The following is a 24,012-nucleotide window of genomic DNA, read 5'->3' on the forward strand; positions in this document are numbered from 1 at the left end:
CGGGTGCGGCTATTCCGCCGCCTCTATCCGCATTTCCTGCCGCAATTTGCCCGTTGCGCGGTCAAAGATCAGGATGCGGTCGTCGCCGGTGACAACCGCGTACCAGTCGCTGCCTTGGGTGTAGGCGGTGGCCGTCGTGCCGTCGGGCAGGGTGATGACCTCTGGCAGCGGCGCGCGGGCGTTGCTATAGCGGTGCCAGATCAGGCCGAGGATCCCGACGATCCCGGCAATCATCACCGCCGTCAGAACCGTGACCAGCACGCGCAGAAAACGCAGGCCAGCCGGTTCGGGCAAATTGTCGTCTTCGGGTTCGGGAGAGACCATGGACATCCTTCGGGTCGAAATCGCGGACAACCCGCCGCCGCGCCTTGATAAGGCGCTTGCGCGCGATGTGCCAGAGGAGGCGGCGCTGTCGCGGACCCGGCTGGCGCGGCTGATCGCGGGCGGCGCTGTCTCCCGCGACGGCGTGGTGCTGGACGACCCCAAGGCCAAGGTGGCGGTGGGCGACGTGCTGGACATCGCCGTGCCACCCGCCGAGGATTATGACGTTGTCGCGCAGGACATCCCGCTGGTGGTGGTTTGGGAGGACGATGACGTGATCGTCATCGACAAACCCGCCGGAATGGTGGTGCATCCGGCCCCCGGTACGCCGGACGGCACACTGGTCAACGCGTTGCTGCATCACTTTGGCGGCAAACTGTCCGGTGTGGGCGGCGAAAAGCGCCCCGGCATTGTCCACCGCATCGACAAGGACACCAGCGGCCTGCTGGTGGTGGCGAAATCCGACCGGGCGCATCACGGGCTGGCGGCGCAGTTCGAGAAACACACCGCGCGGCGCGCCTATCTGGCGCTGGCGCATGGGGTGCCGGAAATCGCCGACCCGCGTCTGGTGAACACGCGCGGCGTCAAACCCGGACCGGACGGCGGGGTGACCATCACCAGCGGGCTGGCACGGCACAAGACCGAGCGCCAGCGGCAGGCGGTCTATTTCGACGGGCAGGGGCGGCACGCCATTACCCATGTCAAACTGCTGGAACGGTTCGGGCAGCCTGCCTGTCTCAGTCTGGTGGAATGTCGGCTGGAGACCGGGCGCACGCATCAGATCCGCGTGCATATGGCCCATGCGGGCCATGCGCTGATCGGTGATCCGGTCTATGGCGGGCGGCGCAAGATGTCGGAAAAGGCGCTTGGGTCCGCATATGGGCCGGCGCGGGCGTTTGACCGGCAGGCGCTGCACGCCGCCGAGTTGGGCTTTGACCATCCGGTGACGGGCGAGCCGCTGATGTTCACATCGCCTTTGCCCGGCGATATGGCGGATCTGTTGGCGGCGCTGCGCGCGATCTGAAGGCTTGGCCAATGCCCGTGTCGGTGGCATCCTTCGGGTTTTCCGGGGGCGCGATTGATGAACTATCACCTGTTGTATTGTGACGAGGCGGGCGACAGCCATTGGCGCGCCGTGGACGTGGCGCTGACAGAGACGGAATTTGCGCCGCCCGCGCGCAGTATTCTGGTGTCAGAGGGAGAGGCCGCGAAGGCCACGGTGTTCCTGCGGCTGGAGGCGGGCTGGAACGAGCCGATCCACCCGACACCGAAACGCCAGACACTGATCCCGCTGGCGGGCTGTATTCGCGTCACCGCCAGCGACGGCGAGGCGCGTGACTTTGGCCCCGGCGACGTCTGGCGGATGGAGGACACGCGCGGCAAGGGCCATCATACCTGCGTGATCAGCGATGAGGATTTCGACTGCGTGATTGTGCAGTTCGACTGAGCCGGGGTTCAGATGCGACCCGTGATCAGCAGCCAGAGGCACAGCGCGCTTTCGGCAAGGATACAGACCAGATAGGCGGGCTCAAACGTCGCTGACAGGCCGGGGGCGGTCAGGCGCAGCAGGCTGCCGGTCAGGTAGACGAGGCCTGCCGCCGCGATGCCCAGGGCGATGATGCGGGGCGTATCCCCAAGGCCCAGCAGGCGGGCCATGAGCAGGCTGTTCACGCCGAACAGGATCAGGCCGATGTCATAGCCAAGCGCGTGCATGTCGGTCATGTGGACGGCCATGCGCGGAAGGTCGTCCAGCAGGGCGGGGGCGCTGGCCAGCGCCATCAGGCTGGTCCCGATCAGCACCGCCTGACCAAGGCGAAAGATCATGGCGGCGCGGGCAAGGGCGGGGGCGCGGTCCCGCAGCAGGCTGAAGAACACCAGCGCCAGCGCGATGTCGGCCAGCAGCATGACGACATCCGCCAGCAGGCTGAGGCGCAGTTGCGGCAGATGCGCGGCCATCGCGGTGGCGCTCTCTGTCGGGCTGCCCTGTAGCAGGGGGCCGCGCAGGGCAAGCTCTGCCGTCAATCCGCACAGGATGATCACAAGGTACAGCGCTCCGGCGCTGCGGGTGAGGGCGGGGGAATGGGGGATGGCAGGCATTGGGGGTCCTTTCCGGCGATGGCTGATGCCGCTGTATCATATGCTAAAATGCTTGAATATTGGCGCATCTTGCAGTACAAGTATGCAGTTCTGCATATATTGCAGGAAAATCGGAACCAAGCACGTCTTCGTGACGCTATGACATAAAGGGTGACACCCCGGAGGCTGGATCATAGCTGCGGTTCAAATGAAATGCGACGGTTCTCAGGACTTGAACTGAAGCGTTCAGTTACCTAACTAATGTTAAACCCCGTAACATGCGGGTCCGAACGGAGGGACAGAAACAATGTCGAACTATGCAAATTTGCCGGCACCCTCGCCGGAAGCGGGCCTGAGCCGTTACCTTCAGGAGATCCGGAAATTCCCCCTTCTGGAACCGGAACAGGAATACATGCTGGCCAAGCGCTGGGTCGAGAATGAAGACACCGAAGCGGCGCACCAGATGGTCACCTCGCACCTGCGGTTGGCGGCCAAGATCGCCATGGGCTATCGCGGTTACGGGCTGCCACAGGCAGAGGTGATCTCTGAGGCCAATGTGGGCCTGATGCAGGCGGTCAAACGATTTGACCCGGAAAAGGGGTTCCGCCTTGCGACCTATGCGATGTGGTGGATCAGGGCGTCGATTCAGGAATACATCCTGCGGTCGTGGTCGCTGGTGAAGCTGGGCACCACCAGCGCGCAGAAGAAACTGTTCTTCAACCTGCGCAAGGCAAAGGCGCGCATCGGTGCGCTGGAAGAGGGCGATCTGCGTCCCGAACACGTGCAGAAGATCGCCACCGATCTGGGGGTGACCGAAACCGAAGTCATCAGCATGAACCGGCGTCTGTCGGGCGGTGATGCCTCGTTGAATGCCACCGTCGGCTCTGAAGGCGAGGGCACGATGCAATGGCAGGACTGGCTGGAAGACGAAGACGCCGATCAGGCCGGGGATTACGCCGAACGCGATGAGCTGGAGGCGCGGCGCGCCCTGCTGACCGAGGCGATGGAGGTTCTGAACGACCGTGAAAAGGACATCCTGACCCAGCGGCGTCTGGCAGAGTCGGCGGTCACGCTGGAGGAGCTTTCGGGTCAGTACGATGTATCGCGTGAGCGCATTCGCCAGATCGAGGTGCGCGCGTTCGAGAAACTGCAAAAGCGGATGCGCGAATTGGCCAAGGATCAGGGGATGCTGGCCAGCGCCTGAGACAGGAAACCCAGGCCCAAGACTTCCCTCAAGTGTTCAGAGGCACGGGTTGGCCCCCATCGGACGTCCGGTGGGGGCTTTTTCCATGTCAGTTCTCGTACAGAGGTCCGCGTTTCCAGCCCTCGTTGGCGATGAACTCGGGCAATCTGCCGCTGGCGAGGATCTGGTCGGAGTTGATCCGCAGGATGATGTCCGGGCGGCTTTGCAGCAGGGGCGTGAAATCGGTGACGCGGGTCACGTTCATGTAGATGACCACCAGTTCCGGCAGACCGGCGAGCGCCGAGATATCCGTCACCGGCGTGTCGGAAAAGCTGAGCATTTGCAGCGCGGTCATGTCCTTGATAGGGGAAAGGACCGCGACCTGCGTTCCGGTCAGGAACAGCGTTTTCAGCTGGGTCTTGCCGCTTAGCGCGGAAATATCGGCGATGCGGCTGTTCTTGGCCAGAACGGCCTCGATATTCTCTGCGGGGGCGAGGGCGGAAATGTCGGTGAGGGTCGATTCCTTGGCCATCAGTTTCCGAAAGGCAGGGCCGACGATCAGCCCGTCGAGGCTGTCGATCTGCTGCCCCTCGACATTCAGCACTTCCAGCGCCGGGGTCGGCCCCAGCCCTTTGAGATCGGGCAGTGTGACATTCCAGAACCCGAGGATCTTGAGGTTCACAAGCGCGCCGTCCGCGTTGATGTCGCGCAGGTCCGGGCCGTTCAGGCGCAGGTTCTCGACCCTAGCCAGCGTCTGGCGCGGGATATCGGACAGCCCGACATCTTCTTTCAGCCACAACGCGACAAGCTTTGGCATCCCGGAGAGAAAGCCGAAGTCTGAAATCCCGTTGTCCTTGAGTCTGATCGCAAGAAGTCCGGGCAAATCCAGCGTATCCCAACGGGCACCGGGCAGTTGATCGACCCGCAAATAGGTCAGAGCGGCAAGGCCGTTTAGCGGCGACAGGTCGACGGTGCGCGCAGGGTCGCCGTCACCGGCCAGTTCTACCGATTGCACCCACGGCACATCCGACAGTTTCGGCAGGTCGTCCAGCGTATCGGGGCCAAATGCGACGCGGCTGTCCTCTGGCGTCAGGCAGGCGTCGGCGATGGGAACGCAGTCTTGCGCCATCGCGGCAGAGGCACACAGGGAAAAGACAAAAGGCAAGAGTCGCAGCATCGAAGATCACTTTGCTTAGGTTGGATTTGACGGCGTGATGCCATTTGGCGTCACGGGCTGCAACGGTCTGGTTGCCAAGCCCGCTGCGGGGCGTCAGGTTGGCGCTAACGTCTGGGGGAGGAAAGTATGACTGATCACGTTCGCTGGGGCATTTTGGGCGCTGCGAAATTCGCGCGGCAGCATATGGGACCGGCCTTGCATATGGGCCGGCGGGGGCGGCTGGCCGCATTGGCGACCTCTTCGCCGGACAAGGCCGCGCCGTTTGAGGAGCTGGCACCGGGGCTGCGGGTCCATGACAGCTATGACGCGCTACTGGCGGACCCGGAGATCGACGCTGTTTATGTGCCGTTGCCCAACCACCTGCATGTGGAATGGGCGCTCAAGGCGCTGGAGGCAGGCAAGCATGTGCTGGTGGAAAAACCGCTGGCGATGACGGCGGCAGAGTTCGACCCGGTGATCGCCAAGCGCAATGAGACCGGCCTGCTGGCGGCAGAGGCCTATATGATCGTGCATCATCCGCAGTGGCAAAAGGCCAGCCAACTGTATCAGGAGGGCGCGATTGGCAAGCTGGTGCGCGTCTCAGCCGCGTTCTCCTATGACAACCGCCTTGACGGGGATAACATCCGCAACCGTCCCGACACAGGCGGCGGCGCGGTGCCGGATATCGGCGTCTATATCTATGGCGCGACCCGGTTTGTGACCGGCGAAGAACCGGAGGAAATCCTGTCGGCAGAGGTGGTGCGCGAAAACGGCGTGGACGTCTGGACGCATATCACCGCGCGCTTTCCTTCCTATCACTACACCGGCATCGTCTCGATGCGGATGGCGCCGTGGCAAGAGGTGGTCTTTCACGGCGAAGACGGCGTGATGAAGCTGACCGCGCCGTTCAATGCCGGGGTCTACGGTGAGGCGCGGGTGCTGGTGCAGTCCAAGGATCTGGTCGAGACGGCCTACCGCTTTCCCTCGGACAATCACTATGTCCATCAGGTCGAGGCGTTCAACGCCAGCGTGCTGGACAAGGTGCATTACCCCTGTCCGCTGGAGTTCAGCCGCGGCACGCAGGCGATGATCGACATGGTCTGGGCCAAGGAGCAGGCGGGCTAGGGTTCCAGATCGGTCACGATGACCTCTGTCAGGGTGCCGTCCGCGTCGCGGGTGAGGGTGATGCCTGTGGCCTCTTGCACCGCGTCGCGGCGGATGTGGGAATAGTCGCTCTGCATGATCGGATGGTTCGGAAAGCGCAGCGGAACATAGTCGCGCGCCAGTTCCGGGCCGTCCAGAAAGCCCGACGCGGCGGCAAAGTTGCGCGCGCCAAAGATGAAATGCGGCTGTGTCTGCTCAAAGATATAGGCGCGCAGGAAGTCGGCGTTGCCCATGTTCTTGGCCACGTCGCGGTCCACCAGCCCGCCCAGATCGACCAGCCCGATAGAGCGTTCATAGCTGATTGCGCCCGCGTCGTGATGGGCCAGCAGCGGGGTCTGGATGGTCATTTTTTCGGCCACCTTGGCAAAGTTCTGGCCGATCTCTGACACCACCGCCAAGGGCGTGGTCGGGTCGGCGTCGAACCTGTCCACCTGCGTCAGCGTATTGGCAAACAGCGCGATAGAGGCGAGCGTGGCCAGCCAGGCCCGCGACCGCAGGGAAAAGGCGTGGTCGATGGCCATGACCGCAGGCAGTACGATCAGCGGCAGCACCGGCATCAGGAACCGGTACTGACCCATCCAGTCGCCCTTGGCCCAGACGACAAAGCCGATGTGCCCGGCCAGCGTCGCAAAGATCACCCAGCGGCGCGGCAGGCTGTCCCTTGCGCCCACCACCATCACCAGCGGCAGCAGCAGGATCAGCCCGCTGTCCTGCAACCCGCCCCAGACATAGCGCCAGCCGCCGCCAAAGGGATTGACCAGCCCGGCAAAGCTGCTGGCAGAGGTCTTGGCATGGTAGGGGTTAGGGAAGGGGTCGCCGAAATAGTGCATCCGAAAGGCCATCAGCCCGACAAAGGCGGCAAAGGGCAGGGCGGCAAGGAGGAGGTTGCGCCAGAACCGGGTGCGCCCCTCTTCGACTCGGGTCATGAACAGCGCGGCGACAAAGACGGCGATCACGATCAGCGGGGTTTCGGGCCGGGTCCAGATCAGGAGTGACAGCAGCAAGGCGACCGGCAGCCGCCAGCGACGCAGGTGGGCGGCGGCCCCGATGAGCAGCAAGAGCAGTGCTTGCAGCGCGTGTTCCTGCCCCGAGGTGGCCCAGACAACCGTGGGGGCGGTGCCGATGGCCGCGACGCTCAGCACCATGGCCAGCGCGCTTTCGGTGACGCGCCAGACCCATGTGACGCTGATCCACAGGGTCAGGACCGTCAACCCAAGGCCGATGGTTTTGGCCGCCTGCGGGATGTCGACGCCAAGGCTGTGCGCCGCTGCAAGGGTCGCCATCCATGTGGTGCTGGAATAGCCCTCGGTCGGTGGCGTGCCGGGATGAAAGGTAAGGCCCGCGCCCTCGGCCAATGAGCGTGCGTAGGAAAAGGTGATGCCCGCGTCGTCGATCCACCAGTCGCTCAGTTGTTGGGCATAGAGCAGGAAACAAGCGGTCAGTCCCGCGCCCAGCAGCCAGAGCAGACCGGCGACGGGCTGGCCCTCTGCCCGGCGGGTGTCGATCCACAGCGCCAGCGACAGCGCGATCATCCCCGCGCCAAAGCCGCGCATCAGCCAGTCGCGCGTCTCGAACGGCCCGGCGAGGTGTGAGACCCGCGCCAGCACGGCCTCTGGCATGGCAAGGGCCGCGCCGCCAAGCGCCAGCAGCAGCAGATGCGCCACGAGGGTCGGCAGGACATGGGCGGTTCGGGTCATGGCGGGTCTTCCCGGATTGGCAAACAGGGGCCGGGGCCCCTGCGCCGTGGTTAACCTGCGCCTATGGCGAAATTTGGGCGTCAGGTGTCCAGCGTGATGACCACCTTGCCGGTGGATTTGCGGGTCCGCAGCAACTCCATCCCCTCTGCCGCGCGATCCAGCGGCAGGACGTGGCTGACGTGGGGGGTGATCCGCCCCTCGGCGTGCCATGCCATCAGTTGCGCCAGCGATCCGGTCAGCACCTCTGGGCGGAACCCCAGATAGCCGCCCCAGTACAGCCCCATGACCGACAGGTTCTTGACCAGCAGGTGATTGGCCTTGATCTGCGGCACCTCGCCAGAGGCAAAGCCGATGGTCAGGATGCGCGCCTCTGGTCGGCAGGACCGGAAAGCGGCCTGAAACTGGTCGCCGCCGACCGGGTCATAGACCACATCCGCGCCGCCAAGCGCCTTCATCTCGGCCCGGATGTCGGCGTCGGAGGCATCAATCAGGTGGTCGGCGCCCGCAGTCTTGGCGGCGGCGAGCTTGTCCGCGCCGCGGGCGCAGGCCACGACCCGCGCGCCCATCAGCTTGCCGATCTCCACTGCCGTCAGGCCGACGCCGCCCGCCGCGCCCAGCACCAGCAGGGTTTCGCCCGGTTGCAAACGCGCGCGGTGGTCTAGCGCCACATGGCTGGTGCCATAGGCGATCTGGAACGCCGCCGCATCGACCCAGCCCATGCTGTCGGGCAGATGCACCGCGCGGGAGGCCGGAAAACAGCCGTACTCCGCCAGCCCGCCCTTGCCGCCGAACACCGCCACCCGGTCGCCGGGTTTGAAGCTGTCGACATCCGGCCCCAGCGCATCGACGATTCCCGACACCTCCATCCCGAGGACAAAGGGCAGGGCGGGGGTGTCCTGATAGGTGCCTTTTTGCATCAGCAGATCAGCGAAATTCAGACCGCAGGCGGCGATCCGCAGCCGGATTTCACCCGGACCGGGCTCTGGCACGGCGATTTCGCTCAGGCTGGGCGGGCTGTCGTGGTCGGTCAGATAGTAGGCGCGCATACCGGTCTCCGCTTGCGATTTATGCCTTTGCCTAGCGGAGATCGCGCAGGAGGCAAAGCCATCGACCATCCCGATGCCCCGCAAAAGTATCCAAAAGGATAAGGACCCTATTCAACTTTGTCGTGTTTTTGGGTTTGGTTTTCCATCATTGGGTGGTCGCGCGGCTTGATTTCGAGGCCCGTTATGATGTAGCAATTCAGGGTATATACGTGCAGGATGATGCGGGCCTTTGGGGGATTGGGGTACGGTCTCGGCTCATCTGGTCACACCCATAGTACAGGAAGACACAGATGGCGCACCCCGTTGATGTTCACGTCGGCAAACGAATCCGGCATCGCCGTTGGCTGGTCGGAATGACCCAGCAGCAACTGGCAGAACGCGTCGGTATCAAGTTCCAGCAGATCCAGAAATACGAAACCGGCGCCAATCGTGTCAGTGCCTCACGGCTCTGGGACATTGCCGACGCTCTGGACGTCCCCGTGAGCTTTTTCTTCGAGGGAATCGAGAACGAGAATGCCGAACCGCAGAGCGGCGAAAGCATTCCGGCCGATATCATGGGCGACAAAGAGGCACTGGATCTGGTCCGTTCCTACTACGCGATCCCGGAAAACCAGCGTCGTCGCCTGTTCGAACTGGCGCGCGTTCTCTCTGACGTGGCTTGAGCCGATCCAGTCCCTGCTGTAGCCCGGTGACGGGTACAGGAGGGACGCATGGACCGGATCGAAGGTGATCTCTCACGAGAGCTGATGGACACCGCCGAGGCCTTGGCCGACGCGGCGGGCAAGGTGATTCTGCCCTATTTTCGACAGCACGGGCTAACCACCGAGAACAAGGCCGGTGGGGCCGGATTCGATCCGGTGACTGCGGCCGACCGGGCAGCAGAACGCGCCATGCGCGATCTGCTGGCGCAACGCCGCCCGAACGACGCGATTCTCGGTGAGGAATACGGCACCAGCGCAGGCGACAGCGGCCTGACATGGGTGCTGGACCCGATCGACGGCACCCGTGGCTTTATGTCCGGCACGCCCACCTGGGGCGTGTTGATCGCGGTGCGCGACGCGCAGGGGCCGCTCTATGGCGTGATCGACCAGCCCTACACCAATGAACGGTTTCGCGGCGGGTTTGGCCGCGCCGATTTCGCCGGGCCGCATGGCGGCGGCGCGCTGGGCACCCGCGACACCACCCGGCTGGATCAGGCGATCCTGTTCACCACCTTCCCAGAGGTCGGCACGCCCGACGACCGCGCAGGCTTTGACCGGGTCGCGGCACAGGCGCGGCTGGTGCGCTATGGCATGGATTGTTACGCCTATGCGCTGTTGGCGGCGGGGCAGATTGATCTGGTGATCGAGGCCGGTTTGCAGACCTATGACATCATGGCCCCCATCGCGGTGATCGAGGCCGCAGGCGGCATTGTCACCAACTGGGAGGGCGGCCCGGTCCATGACGGCGGGCGCGCGGTGGCCGCTGCCAACCCCCGTATTCATGCCGCTGCGCTGGACTTTCTGCATCGCAAAGGGTAGGCGATCCGGGCAAAGCGCGCGTCCTTTCCCCCATTCTGGCGCGCTTTGGCGGATCTCTCACCGAATTGGGGTTTTGTGAGAGGCTGATATGGCACAATCCGAAATTCTCATCCGCAATGCGCGCACCGCCCTGTGTATGGACGACGCGAAAACCGAACTGTGCGGCGTCGACCTGCGCCTGCGCGATGGGGTGATCGCTGAGATCGGTCAAGGGCTGACCACGCAGGGCACGGTGGTCGACGCGGGGACCTGCGTGGTCACGCCCGGTCTGGTGAACACGCACCACCATCTGTACCAGACGCTGACCCGCGCGGTGCCCGGCGGGCAGGATGCGCTGCTGTTCGGCTGGCTCAAGACGCTCTACCCGATCTGGGCGCGCTTTGGTCCCGAAGAGATGTTTGTTTCCGCCCAGGTCGGGCTGGCGGAACTGGCGCTGTCGGGCTGCACGCTGACCTCTGACCACCTGTACCTCTATCCCAATGGCGCGCGGCTGGATGACACCATTGCGGCGGCGGCGGACGTGGGGCTGCGGTTCCATCCCACACGCGGCGCGATGAGCATCGGCGAAAGCGCCGGGGGCCTGCCCCCCGACAGTCTGGTCGAGCGTGAGGCCGCCATTCTGGACGATTGCATCCGGGTGATCGACGGCTTTCATGATCCGCGCCCCGGCGCGATGGTGCGCGTCGGCGTGGCTCCCTGTTCGCCGTTCTCCGTCAGCCGCGAGCTGATGCGCGACGCCGCCCTGCTGGCGCGCGCCAAGGGGGTGATGCTGCACACCCATCTGGCGGAAAACGATGAGGACGTCGCCTATTCGCTGGCGCATTTCGGCTGTCGCCCCGGCCAATACGCCGAAGATCTGGGCTGGACCGGTGAGGATGTCTGGCACGCCCACTGCGTCAAGCTGGACGCGCAAGAGATTGCCCTGTTTGCGCGGACCCGGACCGGGGTGGCGCATTGCCCCTGCTCCAACTGCCGTCTGGGCAGCGGAATCGCGCCGGTTCGGGCGATGAGGGATGCCGGGGTGAAGGTTGGGCTTGGCGTCGACGGGTCGGCCAGCAATGATACCAGCAACCTTGCGGCAGAGGCGCGGCAAGCCATGCTGTTGCAGCGGGTCGCACGCGGCGCGGACGCCATGAGCGCGCGTGAGGCACTGTGGATCGCGACACGTGGCGGGGCCGAGGTGCTGGGCCGCGACGACTGTGGTCAGATCGCGGTCGGGAAACGGGCAGATCTGGCGCTGTGGGATGTCTCTGGCGTCGAAAGCGCGGGCAGTTGGGATCCGGCGGCGCTGTTGCTGGCGGGACCGCAAAAGGTCCGCGACCTGATCGTCGAGGGGCGCGCGGTGGTCCGCGACGGACAGGTCGTCAGTTTCGATCTGGAGGCCGCAATCGGACGCCAGACCCGGTTGGCACGGAGGCTGGCAGAAACCTTGTAGGAGGGCACGGGCATGCGGTGGTTGGCTTTGGCACTGGTGATGACGGCGGGGGTGGCCTGCGCGGGGGAGGAACGCGCGCTGTTGAACGGGCTGCGCGCCGAGGCCGGGCTGGCGCCGCTGTCCTCCTCTGCACCGCTGGAAAAGGCGGCGCGCCGCCACGCGCGCGACATGGCGCGCAGGGGGTTCTTTGCGCACAGCGGGTCCGATGGCAGCGATGTCATGGACCGCGCCCGGCGCGCCGGCTATCGCCCCTGCCAGATCGCCGAGAACATCGCCAAGGGCCAGCGCAGCCTCGAAGAGGTGTTTGCCGACTGGATGACCTCACCCGGACACCGCCGCAACATGTTGAACGGCGGCGTCAGCGACTACGGTCTGGTGCGCGGCGACGGCAATATCTGGGTGCTTGTGCTGGGCCGCGACGGCTGTTGAGGCTTATTCCTCGACGTCGTCCATATCGACCTGACCGGACAGCCTGCGCCGGATGATCGACCAGCTGAGACCCACGCCCAGCACCAGCGACAGGGCAAAAATCCCGATCCATGTGGCCAGCTTGGGATCGCTGAGGTCGACCAGACCGTAAAAGATCAGCACCCAGAGAATCGCGCCCACAAGGGCCAGGATCAGCGCCATGCCGAACAGACCGATCGACCGCAGCGTGGCGCGCAAGTAGATAATGTAACCGATCAGCAGCACAAGGCCGAGCAGCACCACAACCGGCATTTGCGTGTCGAAATTGGCAGATGCCCAACGGACATAGTTCCATTGCGTCGGATTGAACGTCGCTGCCAGCAGCACAAAGGCAAAGAGCCAGCGCAGAAAGAAACTCATTTTGGGTGCCTCCCGGGGTTTGGTGCCTTGCTGCCCTGACACGCCGCCCCTGTCCAGCCTCTTGCGGCGTTTTTGCGGTTTCGCAGGCGGGATTGCGCGCGTATACACACGCGGGTTTGCAACGCCGGTAAAGGGGAAATCCATGGCTAATGTGGTCGTCGTGGGCGCGCAGTGGGGTGACGAGGGCAAGGGCAAGATCGTCGACTGGCTGTCCAGCCGGGCGGATGTGATCTGCCGCTTTCAGGGTGGTCACAATGCGGGTCATACCCTTGTCGTCGATGGCAAGGTCTACAAGCTGCACGCGCTGCCCTCGGGGGTTGTGCGCCGGGGCAAGCTGTCGGTGATCGGCAATGGCGTTGTGCTGGACCCTTGGCACCTGATGCAGGAAATCGAAACCGTGCGCGCGCAGGGCGTTGAGATCACGCCGGAAACGCTGATGATCGCGGAAAACACGCCGCTGATCCTGCCGATCCACGGCGAGTTGGACCGCGCCCGCGAAGAGGCGGCCAGCAAGGGCACCAAAATTGGCACCACCGGGCGCGGCATCGGCCCCGCCTATGAGGACAAGGTGGGCCGCCGGGCGATTCGCGTCGCCGATCTGGCCGACGATGCCACGCTGGAGGCGCGGGTGGACCGCGCATTGCAGCACCACGATCCCCTGCGCCGTGGTCTGGGGATCGACCCGGTGGACCGCGCCGCGCTGATCGCGCAACTACGCGAAATCGCGCCGAAAATTCTGGAATACGCCGGGCCGGTCTGGAAAATCCTCAACGAAAAGCGCCGCGCCGGGGATCGTATCCTGTTCGAGGGCGCGCAAGGCGCGCTGCTGGACATCGACTTTGGCACCTATCCCTTTGTCACTTCGTCCAACGTGATCGCGGGGCAGGCGGCGACCGGCACCGGGATCGGGCCGGGGGCAATTGATTTTGTGCTGGGCATCGTCAAGGCCTACACCACCCGCGTCGGTGAGGGGCCTTTCCCGACCGAACTGCTGGACGCCGATGGCCAGCGGCTGGGCGAACGCGGCCACGAGTTTGGCACCACCACCGGCCGCAAGCGGCGCTGCGGCTGGTTCGACGCGGTTCTGGTGCGCCAGACCTGCGCCACGTCGGGCGTCAACGGTATTTCTCTGACCAAGCTGGACGTGCTGGACGGGTTTGAAACCCTCAAGATCTGCGTCGGCTACGACCTGGACGGCACGCGGCTGGACTACCTGCCGTTTGCGTCCGAGCAGCAGGCGCGCTGCGTGCCGATCTACGAGGAAATGGACGGCTGGAGCGAGTCGACCGAAGGCGCGCGCAGCTGGGCCGATCTGCCCGCGGCGGCGATCAAATACGTGCGCCGGGTCGAGGAGTTGATTGGCTGCCCGGTGGCGCTGTTGTCGACCTCACCGGAACGCGACGACACGATTCTGGTCACCGACCCCTTCGAGGACTAAATCCGCAGGCAAGGGCGGGGCGATCCCCCGCCGCGCTGTCGAGAGGAGCAAGAACATGGCACTCAGCTACAAGGCGCGCAAGCGGTGGTCCCTCTTTGTGCTGCTGGTGGGCTTTCCGCTGTATATCGTGCTGGCATGGGGCATCCTGAGCCGGTTGAACCTGTGGCAACTGCCGCTGGCGGTGGAATTTGTGATCTACGTGATCTTTGGCGTCGCGTGGATTTTGCCGTTGAAGCCGATTTTCAAAGGCGTCGGCCAGCCGGACCCGGACGCCAAGGACTGACGCCCGCCCTGACATGACATGACATGAAAAAGCCCCCCGCGATCTGCATCGCGGGGGGCTTTTTGTCGGGGGCAACAGGCTCAGCCGTTGGCGGCGGGCTTGAAGCTGATCGTTTCGGCGGCGGTAAACCGACCGCCCGAGGTCTTGCGGATTTTTCCTTCGCGCAGAAGCTGGCCAAAGCTGCGCAGACGGTCCTCACGCGAACTGTCGGTCAATTCCGCCTGACGCAGGGTGGTCATCAGTTGCGGGCGCGAAAATTGATCGCGGCCCTCGACGTAGGACATGTAGGCGGCGGCGGCCTCCAGCAATTCGGGCAGATCCTTGACGCCCACATCCTCGGCGAAGGCGGCAAAGCCTGACTCGTCGCCTGCGTCCATCGCCGGCGTGGGGGCCGGTTCCGTGCGGCGCACACGGCGGGGACGGACCGGACCGGCCTCTGCCGCAGGCTTGATCTCATCCGAGGCGACAACGCGCTGTTCGGCCACCAGTTTCAGCGGTGTCGGTGCCTCGGCGGGGGCCTCAGGGCGTTCGGTCGGGCGTGAGACGCTTTGCGGGCGGCGCGGGCGCACCACGCTGGCCAGATCCTCGCGGTAGGGTTCCTGTTCTTCTGCGGCGTCGGCCTTTTTGCCCAGCAGGCGGTCGGCCTTGGTCGCGGCGACGGCGGCGCGCAGATGCGCGATGGCGCTGCGGCGGCGGTTGCCTTCGGGTTCGTCCATCTCGTTGTCGGTCTGATCCATCAGCCGCGAGGTGTCGTCATCCTCGACCTCGTGTTCGGTCAGCAGGGCGCGGGCCGGGCTGGCCAGCTTGACGGCCTTGCGGGCGCTGGTCTGCATGTCTTCGTCGCGGTCCTCGTCCCAATCCAGATCGGCAGAGGTTGCGGGCGCGGCTATGGGATTGTCGAGACGCAGCGGCGCGGCATGGTCGGGCGCAACAGCGGTGTCGTCCTCGTCCGTTTCGGGATCAATGGCGGCAATGCCCGGCATGGTCGACGCAAAGGTCGGGTCCGGGGAGGCATCGTCATCATCATCGTCATCCCAGGCACCGAAATCGCTGGCCAGTTCGGCCTTTACGGCGGCGAGTTCGCGGGCGAGTTCCTCTTCTTCGTCGACCGACAGGCTGCTGATTTCCGCCTTGGGCGCAGGCGGCGGCAGACCCTCGTCCTCGATCTCTTCGAGCATCCCATCGTCGATCGCCTGTTCAAAGGCGGCGCGCTTGACCTTGACCACACGGGCCCGCAGTTGCGTGGCCTGAGGGGCCGGGTCACGCGTGGGTTCCGGCGTTTCCGCAGCCTTGGGTTCGGACGGGGGGGACAGCGGTCCTTCGGCGGCCCAGTTCCGGCCCAGAACGGGCGCGGCCGTGTGGTCGGTGTCTGTAAGGGCGCTGTCCGCGATTGCGGGCTGGTCCAGGTCGTCCAGCTCGGCGGTCTCGGGCTCAAGCGCGTCTTCGTCGTCGTCGTCATCGTCGGCGGCCTGCCCGGCGGCCAGCGCCGCGACGGCAGAGATCGCAGCGGCAAGCGGCCGCGCGTCGGCGGGTGCATCGTCGTCATCGTCGTTGCTGGCCATCAGGCTGGCGACGGCGGCATCCAAGGCGCTGTCTTCGGCGTCATCGTCGTAGTCGTCGTCTTCAAGGTCGATGTCGTCGTTCAGTTCAGCGGCGTCGGCATCGCCGCTTTCGACCGCTAGTTCCCCCAACAGAGATTCCAGCGCGTCATCCCGCGCGTCTTCCTCCGGGGCATCGTCCTCTGGCGTCTCATCACGCAGGGACACCTCTTCGGGCGTGCCATCGTAAAGCGCCTCTTCGTCAAGCGGGTCCTCGGCCAGAGGGTTCTCGACGAGGAGGTCTTCGACCACAGGCTCTTCGACAACGGGATCTTCGACAACGGGCTCTGCGACAAGCGTCTCGGCCACAGGGGCCTCGACCGGGACATCCGCCATTTCGGGCGCCATTTCGGGCGCGTCCTCTTCGGCATCGTCCTCGGCGGTCTGCGCAACAACGGCGCGGATGCGGTCCAGCTTGGCGGCGATATCGTCCGGAGCGGAGACGTGCGGAGCAGGCGCCGCCTCCGGCCCGTCGGGCACCAGATGGTCCAGCACGGCCTCATGGTCGAGGTCGGACACGTCCGGCGCCAAAGTTTCCGTCAGGACGGCGGTGGCCTCGATGGTGTCGTCATCGGGCAGCAGGGCGTCCTGATCATGTGTGTGTGCGGCGGGGCCTTTCATCGCGGCGGCCATCGCCCCGGCAGAGGCGGCGGCGGCCATCACCCGGGGCGGGCTGCCCAGCGACAGCGTGCCGCCGGTGTCGGCCATCCGGTCGCGCAGGTATTCGGTGGCCAGTTCAGGGTCGAACTGCGGCGGTTCGGCACCAAAGAACCGGTCCTCGCCCACAACGCCGCGAAAGAAATGCGTTGTTTCCTTGACCACTTCCATCGGATCGTCAAATCCTTCGGCGGTACAGGAGAAGGTGCCATAGGACACGGTCAGGATCTTGCTCGAACTCACCATGGTCTGCTCACTTTCATTCGTTCTGCAACAGTGTGTTTACCACGTTGACCGAGACGAAAGCTGTTCGAATCTGTGCCGTCAACGGTATCATTTCATGACCGGATTGTGGTCTGTTTCCCAAAACGTCATTAATCGGCCATGAATACTAAAATTGTTCAATACTCCGCGCCAGTGTTGCTTGTCGGTGGCGGAGAGGTCGACCGGCAGGTTCTGGCGGCGGCTTTGCCGGCTGCGGGCATGGTGGTGGCGGCCGATGGTGGCGCGGCGCAGGTGCTGGCTCTGGGGCGGATGCCGGACGCGGTCTATGGCGACATGGACTCATTGCCGCCAGAGGTGCAGGCGCAACTGGACGCGGGCGTGCTGCGCGCGATCCGCGAACAGAACAGCACCGATTTCGACAAATGCCTGCGCCATATCGAGGCACCTTTGGTCTTTGGCTACGGCTTTTTGGGGCAGCGGCTGGATCATCAGCTTGCGGCGATGACCGTGCTGGTCAAACGCCCCGACCGGCGCTGCCTGCTGATCGGGGCCGAGGATGTGGTGATGGTCTGCCCGCCGGAGCTGTCGCTGGACCTGCCAACGGGCACCCGGTTTTCGTTGTATCCGATGGCGCCGGTGACGGGGCGGTCGTCGGGGCTGCGCTGGCCCATCGACGGGCTGACATTCACGCCCGCAGGCATGACCGGCACCTCGAACGAGGTCGACGGCCCGGTGCGGCTGACGATGGACGCGCCCGCAATGCTGCTTATCCTGCCGGTGGCGTGCCTGAGTGCATTGCTTGCGGGGCTGGCGGACGCGCCCGGAACATGGCCCGCTCGCGGATGACAATATACAGGCCCGCGCCGATGGTGATGGCAATGCCCACGGTGGCCAGCGGGCCGGGCAGGTCGCCGAAGATGGCAAAGCCGACGGCGGTGGCAAAGGGGATCTCCAGATACTGCATCGGGGCCAGCGTCGCAGCAGGCGCATAGCGCAGCGACCATGTCATCAGCAGATGCGCAAAGGTCCCTGCGGTGCCCATCAGCGCGATCAGCACCCAGCCGCGCTGTCCGGGGGGGATCCATGCGAGCTCTGGCAGAACAGCAGCGGGGGTCAGCGCCATGACCGGCACCAGCAGGACCAGCGCGATCAGCGCCGACACCGCCTGCATCCCGATCGGGTCGGTTGTCCCGGCGATGCGCCGCGTGACCAGCATGAACAGCGAAAACACCAGTGCCACCCCCAGCGGCAGCAGCGCGGGCCAGCCGACATCGGTAAAGGCGGGCTGCACCACCAGCAGTGTCCCGGCAAAGCCCACCGCGCAGGCGGTGAAACGCCGGACGCCCACCTCTTCGCCCAGAAACCAGTAGCCCAGCAGCAGCATGATGAAGGGCATCACAAAGGCGATGGCCACCGCATCGGCCAGCGGCAGATAAAGCAGCGCGCTGAACATCAGGGAAATGCCCACGATGTGCAGCAGCGTGCGCAGCACCACAAAGCCGAATTCGCCCCGGCTCATCCGCCAGACCCGCCCGGTGAGCAGCGTCAACGGCACCAGGATCGCCGCCTGAAAGGCAAAGCGCAGGGTGACAAGCTGGCCCACCGCCATTTCCGGGCCCAACAGCTTGGCCAGCGAATCGCCAAACGGCGCCAGCAGGCAAAAGCCCAGCATCAGGGTGATGCCCAGCAGTGGCTTATCGTGATCAGAGAGGGTCATGGCGCGACCCTAGCGCCGGTGCGCGGCGGGCGAAATGTCAAACGTCCCGATCAGGCGCTTTTGGCGGGTCCAGCAGATCCAGCAAGGCGGGCAGCTCTGACACCGGGATGTCCGGCTGTTTGCGCCACGGCGCGTGGCGGTGCATCAATACCCCGCCGAACAGGGCCAGCACGGCCACCGGGGCAATCATGCCGACCAACCGGTCAGAGCTGACGCCCGTGGCCAGCGCCGCACCGCCGATCCCCAGACCCATGACCAGCGACAGGACCCCAATCCCGAACCACAGCGCCCGCATTGCGCCGCTCTCGCCGAGTGTCACTGTCAGGTCCGGGGCGCGCGCGGACAGGCGGTCGGCCACCCGCCGACACAAGGCACTGTGGGCGGCACGGTTCGGATCGTCCGGGGGCAGGCCGCGGCGGGTGTTGATCGAAATCCGGCACACCCCCGATGGCCCCTTGAGATCCAGCCGCCGCATCCGCATCAGCTGAACGGTCGTGTCGACAAAACCCGCCGTTTCGATCCCGCTCAGGTCGCAGGTGCCGTGCGGGCCGGTCAGCAGATCGCCCTCCAGACGCCATGTGACCGTTTTCCCGATCGGGCCGAGGCGGAACGTGAACGCCTCAGTCAAGCGCGCGCCATCCGATGTCGCGGCGGAACACGCCTTGCGGCCAGTCCACAGCGTCAACCATGGCATAGGCCCGGTCGCGCGCCTCTTGCAGGGTGTCGCCGCGCGCGGTGGCGTTCAGCACCCGCCCGCCATTGGCCAGAACGCGGCCGCCCTCGGCCTTGGTGCCCGCGTGGAACATCATCTGAAAGCTGTCCTCAGGCAAACCTTCCAGCCCGCCGATCTCGCTGCCCTTGGCATAGGCACCGGGGTAGCCTTCGGTCGCCATGACAACGGTCATGGCGTGGTCGTCGGCCCATGTGACCTGCGCCTCTGCCAGCCGGCCTTCGGCGCAGGCATGCATCAGGTCCAGCGCCTGCGCGCCAAGGCGCAGCATCAGCACCTGACATTCCGGGTCGCCAAAGCGCGCGTTGAATTCCACCAGCCGGGGCTGCCCGTCCTCGATCATCAGGCCGACATAGAGCACACCCTGATAGGGCATCCCGCGCTTGACCATCTCGGCCATGGTCGGGCGCACGATCTGGTCCAGCGCCTTTTGCGTGACCTCTGGTGTCATGACCGGGGCGGGGGAATAGGCCCCCATGCCGCCAGTATTGGGGCCGGTGTCGCCCTCTCCGATGCGCTTGTGATCCTGCGCGGTGCCGATGGGCAGGCAGGTGTCTCCGTCGACCAACACAAAGAAAGACGCCTCTTCGCCGGTCATGAAATCTTCGATCACGATCTCGGCCCCGGCCGCGCCAAAGGCGCCGCCGAACATCTCATCGACCGCCGCTTTGGCGGTGGCCTCATCCATCGCCACGACCACACCTTTGCCAGCGGCCAGCCCGTCGGCCTTGACCACGATCGGCGCGCCGACGGCCTCGATATAGTGGTGTGCGCCCGAGGGGCCGTTGAAGGCGACCCAACTGGCCTGCGGCGCGTCGGCGGCATCGCAGATTTCCTTGGTGAATTTTTTGGAAGCCTCTAGTTGGGCCGCCGCCGCAGAGGGGCCAAAGACCAGAAACCCCGCCTCGCGCAGGCGGTCGGCGACACCCGCCGCCAGCGGCGCCTCGGGGCCGATGATCACCAGATCAATGGCGTGTTCGCCGGCAAATTCGGTGACCGCGCCGGGGTTTTCGATGTCGAGTGTCGCACATTCGGCGATCAGTTCGATGCCCGCGTTGCCCGGGGCCACGATCAGCTTGTCACACTTGGGGTTTTGCAGCGTGGCCCATGCGAGGCTGTGTTCACGGCCGCCGCTGCCGAGGATGAGGATATTCACGGGCGTGCTCCTTGTTGGGCCGGGAAGGGGGCATGCCCCCGTCGCCTATGGCGACTCCCCCGGAGTATTTTGACCAAGAAGAAGCCCGGGGTGGCTTTTCCGGCGGTTGGGGGTCGTTTAAGGTCCCGCGCAGGCAAGAGCAAGCGAGGCGGCATGGACCTGATCGAGGACGGACCAGAGGGCAACACGCCGGAGTTCTCAGTCACCGAGCTGTCGGGCGCGGTCAAACGGGTGATCGAGGGCGAGTTCGGCTTTGTCCGGGTGCGCGGTGAGGTCGGGCGCGTCAGCCGTCCAAAGTCCGGGCATGTGTATCTGGACCTCAAGGACGACCGCTCGGTGATTTCGGGGATCATGTGGAAAGGCGTCGCCGCGCGCCAGCAGACCCCCGTCGAGGAGGGGATGGAGGTGGTCGCCACTGGCCGTCTGACCACCTTCCCCGGCCAGTCCAAGTACCAGATCGTCATCGAGGAAATCCGCCCGGCGGGGGCGGGCGCGCTGATGGCCATGCTGGAAAAACGCAAGGCGATGTTGCAGGCCGAAGGGCTGTTCGCGGCGGAACGTAAGAGGCCGCTGCCCTACCTGCCAGAGATCATCGGGGTTGTGACCTCGCCCTCGGGCGCGGTGATCCGCGACATCCTGCACCGCCTGCGCGAGCGGTTCCCGCGCAAGGTGCTGATCTGGCCCGTTGCTGTGCAAGGCGCGAAATGCGCGCCCGAGGTGGTGCGCGCCATCGAGGGCTTCAACCGCATGACGCCCGGCGGCGCGCTGCCCCGGCCTGACCTGCTGATCGTTGCGCGCGGCGGTGGGTCGGTCGAGGATCTGTGGGGCTTCAACGAAGAGGCGGTTGCGCGGGCGGCGGCGGCGTCGGAGATTCCGCTGATCTCGGCGGTGGGGCATGAGACCGACACCACGCTGATCGACTTTGTGTCTGACCGGCGCGCGCCCACCCCCACGGCGGCGGCGGAACTGGCGGTGCCGGTGCGGATGGATCTGATCGGCGCGGTGCGCGATTTCGGCACCCGCACGGACCGCGCCATGGTGCAGCGGCTGGAGGTGCGCGGCCAGCGGCTGCGCGACCTGTCGCGCGCTCTGCCGCGGGTCGAGGAATTGCTGGACGGGCCGCGCCAGCGGCTGGACATCATGGGCGAACGTCTGCCGCAGGCGCTGACGCGCAGCGTCGACCGCCGCAAGCTGGCGCTGTCAGAGGTCGCCGGCAGCCTGCGCCCCGCCGTCCTGACCCGCGCCCTGTCGGTCGAACAGCGCCGCCTGTCGGAACGCGCCGACCGCCTGTCGCCCGCGCTGGAGCGGCTGGTTCTGGCGCGGCGCGAGGCGCTGGGCCGCCGCGCTGACCGGCTTAGCCCGCGCGCCATCCTGCGCGAGATCGCGGTGCAGAAGACCCGGCTGGCTGATCTGACCCGCCGCCTGGGCGATGGACAGGACGCTCGCCAGACCGATCTGCGCGCCCGTCTGGACGCCCTGACCCGCCTGCACGAGACGCTGGGCTACCGCGAGACGCTGCGGCGCGGCTATGCGGTGGTGCGCGGCGACGGCCATGTGGTGACCACCAAGGAGACGGCGGAAAACGCCACCGGCCTCGAAATCGAATTTGCCGATGGCAAGCTGAAACTTGGCGGCGGCTCTTCATCTCGCAAACCGGCCAAGCCCAAGCCACCCGAACAGGGCAGCCTGTTCTGACCGCATAGCGGCCATCCGCAGGATAAACACCGCTGGACTTTCCTTTTCTTCTGCGCTCGCATAGGATTGCTGCAACGCATCATTGGCAAGGGAGGGGAGCCTGTGGCCGAGAGTGAAAAACCGCTTCTGATCAAGCGCTACGCCAGCCGGCGGCTCTATAATACGGAAACCTCCGACTATGTCACACTTGAGGACATTGCCGGGTTCATCCGCGACGGGCGCGAGGTCAAGATCATCGACCTGAAATCCGGTGACGACCTGACCCGGCAGTACCTGCTGCAGATCGTGGCCGAGAACGAAAGCAAGGGCCAGAGCGTGCTGCCGATCAGCGTGCTGACCGATCTGGTGCGCAGCTACACGACCCACGCCACCAGCGCCGTGCCGCAGTTTCTGGCCGCCAGCTTTGAAATGTTCCGCGACAGCCAGTCGAAATGGCTGGAGAACGTGAACTCGATGAACCCGATGGCCAAAAGCCTGGAGGCGATGCAAGCCCAGCAAGAGGCCTTTATGAAGGCGATGACCGGGGCGGCTGCCGACGAAGAGGGTAAAAAGCCCGCGTCGCAGGGCAAGGAAGACCTCGAATCGATCAAACAACAGCTGACGGATTTGCAAAGCAAACTGTCCAAGCTGGAAAAGTAACCGGCCCTGTAGGGCGCAGCCCTGCACCCAATCGGTTTGCGCGGCCCGGCTCGTCCGGGCCGTTTTTCGTTTGGTTGTCAGAGCGTGTAACCGGGACAAACCCTGTCCCGGTCACACTGTGCCGGGCGCGTCCCTAACAGGGCACGTCCCGGCGGCAGAACCGGCCTCAAGTGCCGTAGGCGCGCGTCGGTGTTGCGGCCTGTTCCGCGGCGCGCACAAGAATCGCGGCCACGGCATCGCAGTCCGTGAGTGTGAGGCGGGCAGGCAGTCGGGTGTCGCAGGCGCGCATCAGCATGGCGCGCGTGCGCGGAAGTTCGGGCATTTCGGGCAGGAACTGCCAGTTCCAATAGGCCCGCGCGTTGTCGCGGCTCAGGCCAAAGACCTGCACCTTGACGCCTTCGTCTGCGGCGGCGGCGACAAAGTCACGGACCTCGTCGTCCGACAGGCCGGTCAGGTTGAACTGTAGCGAATCCGGCGCGCGTTCCTCGGGCGGCAGATGCGCGGGCACGTCGATCCACGGGCTTTGGGTGATGGTTGCGGCGACGTGGTCGTGATTGCGGCGGCCATCGGCAACACGCTGGTCGATATGGGACAGTTGCGGACGGATCACCGCCGCCGACAGGTTCGACATGCGCAGGTTGTACAGCGGCAGCTTGTTCTGCCAGCGGGCAAAGGCTTGCTCCAGTTCGGCGGTGTTGTCGCCGGGGGACAGGTGTTTGGCCCAAGCGTGCTCATAGGCGCCCGACAGGATCACCGCGCGCGCCACCAGATCGGCGTCGTCGGTGACAAGAATGCCGCCTTCGCCCGCATTGACCAGCTTGTAGCTTTGAAAGCTGAAACAGCCGACCCGGCCCAGCGTACCGATCTTGCGCCCGTGCCACGTGGTGCCAAGGCTGTGCGCCGCGTCCTCGATCACCGGCACATCGGCCTTGGCGCAAAGCGCCAGAATCGCGTCCATGTCAGAGGTATGGCCGCGCATGTGGCTGACGATGACGGCGTCCACCTGAGGCAGGCGGGCGGCGAAATCCGCCATGTCGATGCGATAGTTCTCACCCACCTCACACAGCACCGGCACCAGACCGGCGTGAATGACCGATGACGGCACGGCGGCAAAGGTGAACCCGGGGATCAGCACGCGCCCGCCCTTGGGCAGGTTCAGCGCCTCCAGCGACAGGAACAGCGCGGCAGAGCAGCTGGACACTGCCAGCGCGTATTTTGTCCCCATAAAGGCGGCGAACTCACGTTCCAGCAGCGCGACGGGGGCATCTTCGGGGGCGGTGTAGCGAAACAGGTCGCCGGATTGCAAAAGGCGGTCGATCTCGGCGCGGGCTTCGGCTGGGATCGGTTCGGCGTCGTGCATATTCGGGAGCATGTTTTCAAAATCCTGAATTTTGGTTTTCAAAAATGTAAATCAGATGCGCGCGTCGGGGAAGCCTAAAAGCGACGCA

Annotated in this window: 24 protein-coding genes; 13 read left to right on the forward strand and 11 right to left on the reverse strand. The window is 65.2% G+C overall.

Annotated features, from left to right (window positions below; genetic code table 11):
* Nucleotides 1-9: 9 nt before the first annotated feature.
* Nucleotides 10-324 carry a DUF6476 family protein gene (locus VOI21_RS16420; protein WP_323771024.1) on the reverse strand — a complete coding sequence of 105 codons (315 nt, stop codon included), beginning with the start codon at nucleotides 322-324 and terminating at the stop codon, nucleotides 10-12.
* On the opposite strand from VOI21_RS16420, the gene VOI21_RS16425 reads away from it, so the two are divergent.
* Nucleotides 323-1,345 carry an RluA family pseudouridine synthase gene (locus VOI21_RS16425; RefSeq protein ID WP_323771025.1) on the forward strand — a complete coding sequence of 341 codons (1,023 nt, stop codon included), beginning with the start codon at nucleotides 323-325 and terminating at the stop codon, nucleotides 1,343-1,345. The genes VOI21_RS16420 and VOI21_RS16425 overlap by 2 nt on opposite strands.
* A 57-nt stretch (nucleotides 1,346-1,402) precedes the next feature.
* Nucleotides 1,403-1,768, forward strand: coding sequence for a cupin (locus VOI21_RS16430; RefSeq protein WP_323771026.1), 366 nt, complete (start codon nucleotides 1,403-1,405; stop codon nucleotides 1,766-1,768).
* Nucleotides 1,769-1,776: 8 nt separating this feature from the next.
* On the opposite strand, the gene VOI21_RS16435 is transcribed toward VOI21_RS16430, so the two are convergent.
* Nucleotides 1,777-2,418, reverse strand: coding sequence for a DUF4386 domain-containing protein (locus VOI21_RS16435; protein WP_323771027.1), 642 nt, complete (start codon nucleotides 2,416-2,418; stop codon nucleotides 1,777-1,779).
* A gap of 286 nt (nucleotides 2,419-2,704) precedes the next feature.
* On the opposite strand from VOI21_RS16435, the gene rpoH reads away from it, so the two are divergent.
* Nucleotides 2,705-3,601 carry an RNA polymerase sigma factor RpoH gene (gene rpoH, locus VOI21_RS16440; RefSeq protein WP_323771028.1) on the forward strand — a complete coding sequence of 299 codons (897 nt, stop codon included), beginning with the start codon at nucleotides 2,705-2,707 and terminating at the stop codon, nucleotides 3,599-3,601.
* An 88-nt stretch (nucleotides 3,602-3,689) separates the two neighbouring features.
* Here rpoH and VOI21_RS16445 read toward each other — a convergent pair whose 3' ends face one another.
* Nucleotides 3,690-4,757: a hypothetical protein gene (locus VOI21_RS16445; protein WP_323771029.1), complete on the reverse strand. Its 1,068-nt coding sequence runs from the start codon at nucleotides 4,755-4,757 to the stop codon at nucleotides 3,690-3,692.
* Nucleotides 4,758-4,883: 126 nt separating this feature from the next.
* On the opposite strand from VOI21_RS16445, the gene VOI21_RS16450 reads away from it, so the two are divergent.
* Complete coding sequence (locus tag VOI21_RS16450; RefSeq protein ID WP_323771030.1) at nucleotides 4,884-5,861, forward strand: Gfo/Idh/MocA family oxidoreductase; 978 nt, start codon at nucleotides 4,884-4,886, stop codon at nucleotides 5,859-5,861.
* On the opposite strand, the gene VOI21_RS16455 is transcribed toward VOI21_RS16450, so the two are convergent.
* Together VOI21_RS16455 and VOI21_RS16460 are read right to left on the reverse strand one after the other, a co-directional pair.
* Entirely contained in the window at nucleotides 5,858-7,597 is a 1,740-nt protein-coding gene (locus tag VOI21_RS16455; RefSeq protein WP_323771031.1) for a hypothetical protein, read from the reverse strand. The two genes, VOI21_RS16450 and VOI21_RS16455, sit on opposite strands and share 4 nt — an antisense overlap.
* Before the next feature lie 80 nt (nucleotides 7,598-7,677).
* Complete coding sequence (locus tag VOI21_RS16460) at nucleotides 7,678-8,643, reverse strand: NADPH:quinone oxidoreductase family protein (RefSeq protein WP_323771032.1); 966 nt, start codon at nucleotides 8,641-8,643, stop codon at nucleotides 7,678-7,680.
* A 290-nt stretch (nucleotides 8,644-8,933) separates the two neighbouring features.
* Here VOI21_RS16460 and VOI21_RS16465 point away from each other — a divergent pair, with 290 nt between their 5' ends.
* The 4 genes from VOI21_RS16465 to VOI21_RS16480 all read left to right on the forward strand — a co-directional run bounded on the left by VOI21_RS16465 (nucleotide 8,934) and on the right by VOI21_RS16480 (nucleotide 12,027).
* Nucleotides 8,934-9,305 carry a helix-turn-helix transcriptional regulator gene (locus VOI21_RS16465; RefSeq protein WP_323771033.1) on the forward strand — a complete coding sequence of 124 codons (372 nt, stop codon included), beginning with the start codon at nucleotides 8,934-8,936 and terminating at the stop codon, nucleotides 9,303-9,305.
* Between the two features lie 48 nt (nucleotides 9,306-9,353).
* Nucleotides 9,354-10,163 (forward strand): histidinol-phosphatase, encoded by an 810-nt coding sequence (gene hisN, locus VOI21_RS16470; protein WP_323771034.1) that lies wholly within the window; start codon nucleotides 9,354-9,356, stop codon nucleotides 10,161-10,163.
* Nucleotides 10,164-10,251: 88 nt separating this feature from the next.
* Nucleotides 10,252-11,598, forward strand: coding sequence for an 8-oxoguanine deaminase (locus VOI21_RS16475; RefSeq protein ID WP_323771035.1), 1,347 nt, complete (start codon nucleotides 10,252-10,254; stop codon nucleotides 11,596-11,598).
* 12 nt (nucleotides 11,599-11,610) lie between these two features.
* Nucleotides 11,611-12,027: a CAP domain-containing protein gene (locus tag VOI21_RS16480; protein ID WP_323771036.1), complete on the forward strand. Its 417-nt coding sequence runs from the start codon at nucleotides 11,611-11,613 to the stop codon at nucleotides 12,025-12,027.
* A gap of 3 nt (nucleotides 12,028-12,030) precedes the next feature.
* Here the strand turns inward: VOI21_RS16480 and VOI21_RS16485 are convergent, their stop codons facing one another.
* Complete coding sequence (locus VOI21_RS16485; RefSeq protein ID WP_323771037.1) at nucleotides 12,031-12,426, reverse strand: DUF6524 family protein; 396 nt, start codon at nucleotides 12,424-12,426, stop codon at nucleotides 12,031-12,033.
* Nucleotides 12,427-12,568: 142 nt separating this feature from the next.
* On the opposite strand from VOI21_RS16485, the gene VOI21_RS16490 reads away from it, so the two are divergent.
* On the forward strand, nucleotides 12,569-13,864 hold the full coding sequence (locus VOI21_RS16490) for an adenylosuccinate synthase (protein WP_323771038.1): 1,296 nt from the start codon (nucleotides 12,569-12,571) through the stop codon (nucleotides 13,862-13,864).
* A 55-nt stretch (nucleotides 13,865-13,919) separates the two neighbouring features.
* Nucleotides 13,920-14,147 (forward strand): DUF2842 domain-containing protein, encoded by a 228-nt coding sequence (locus VOI21_RS16495; RefSeq protein WP_323771039.1) that lies wholly within the window; start codon nucleotides 13,920-13,922, stop codon nucleotides 14,145-14,147.
* A gap of 80 nt (nucleotides 14,148-14,227) precedes the next feature.
* On the opposite strand, the gene VOI21_RS16500 is transcribed toward VOI21_RS16495, so the two are convergent.
* A complete protein-coding gene (locus VOI21_RS16500) occupies nucleotides 14,228-16,648 on the reverse strand; it encodes a hypothetical protein (protein WP_323771041.1) in 2,421 nt (806 codons plus the stop codon).
* Nucleotides 16,649-16,786: 138 nt separating this feature from the next.
* Between VOI21_RS16500 and VOI21_RS16505 the strand changes: the two genes are divergently transcribed.
* Nucleotides 16,787-17,473, forward strand: coding sequence for a thiamine diphosphokinase (locus tag VOI21_RS16505; protein ID WP_323771042.1), 687 nt, complete (start codon nucleotides 16,787-16,789; stop codon nucleotides 17,471-17,473).
* Here VOI21_RS16505 and VOI21_RS16510 read toward each other — a convergent pair.
* The 3 genes from VOI21_RS16510 to purD are packed head-to-tail and all read right to left on the reverse strand — an operon-like array spanning nucleotide 17,394 to nucleotide 20,230.
* Nucleotides 17,394-18,344 (reverse strand): DMT family transporter, encoded by a 951-nt coding sequence (locus VOI21_RS16510; protein WP_323771043.1) that lies wholly within the window; start codon nucleotides 18,342-18,344, stop codon nucleotides 17,394-17,396. The two genes, VOI21_RS16505 and VOI21_RS16510, sit on opposite strands and share 80 nt — an antisense overlap.
* Before the next feature lie 37 nt (nucleotides 18,345-18,381).
* Nucleotides 18,382-18,972, reverse strand: a complete 591-nt coding sequence (locus tag VOI21_RS16515; protein ID WP_323771044.1) for a hypothetical protein — start codon at nucleotides 18,970-18,972, stop codon at nucleotides 18,382-18,384.
* On the reverse strand, nucleotides 18,965-20,230 hold the full coding sequence (gene purD / locus VOI21_RS16520; protein ID WP_323771045.1) for a phosphoribosylamine--glycine ligase: 1,266 nt from the start codon (nucleotides 20,228-20,230) through the stop codon (nucleotides 18,965-18,967). The genes VOI21_RS16515 and purD overlap by 8 nt, the downstream gene beginning before the upstream one ends.
* 153 nt (nucleotides 20,231-20,383) lie before the next feature.
* On the opposite strand from purD, the gene xseA reads away from it, so the two are divergent.
* Both xseA and phaR read left to right on the forward strand, forming a co-directional pair.
* Nucleotides 20,384-21,925 carry an exodeoxyribonuclease VII large subunit gene (gene xseA, locus VOI21_RS16525; protein WP_323771046.1) on the forward strand — a complete coding sequence of 514 codons (1,542 nt, stop codon included), beginning with the start codon at nucleotides 20,384-20,386 and terminating at the stop codon, nucleotides 21,923-21,925.
* Nucleotides 21,926-22,027: 102 nt separating this feature from the next.
* Nucleotides 22,028-22,564 carry a polyhydroxyalkanoate synthesis repressor PhaR gene (gene phaR / locus VOI21_RS16530; protein ID WP_323771047.1) on the forward strand — a complete coding sequence of 179 codons (537 nt, stop codon included), beginning with the start codon at nucleotides 22,028-22,030 and terminating at the stop codon, nucleotides 22,562-22,564.
* A 166-nt stretch (nucleotides 22,565-22,730) separates the two neighbouring features.
* Here the strand turns inward: phaR and VOI21_RS16535 are convergent, their stop codons facing one another.
* Entirely contained in the window at nucleotides 22,731-23,936 is a 1,206-nt protein-coding gene (locus tag VOI21_RS16535; protein ID WP_323771048.1) for a DegT/DnrJ/EryC1/StrS family aminotransferase, read from the reverse strand.
* Nucleotides 23,937-24,012: the final 76 nt, after the last annotated feature.

Source organism: Antarctobacter sp., from assembly GCF_034670325.1.
Lineage (GTDB): Bacteria > Pseudomonadota > Alphaproteobacteria > Rhodobacterales > Rhodobacteraceae > Antarctobacter.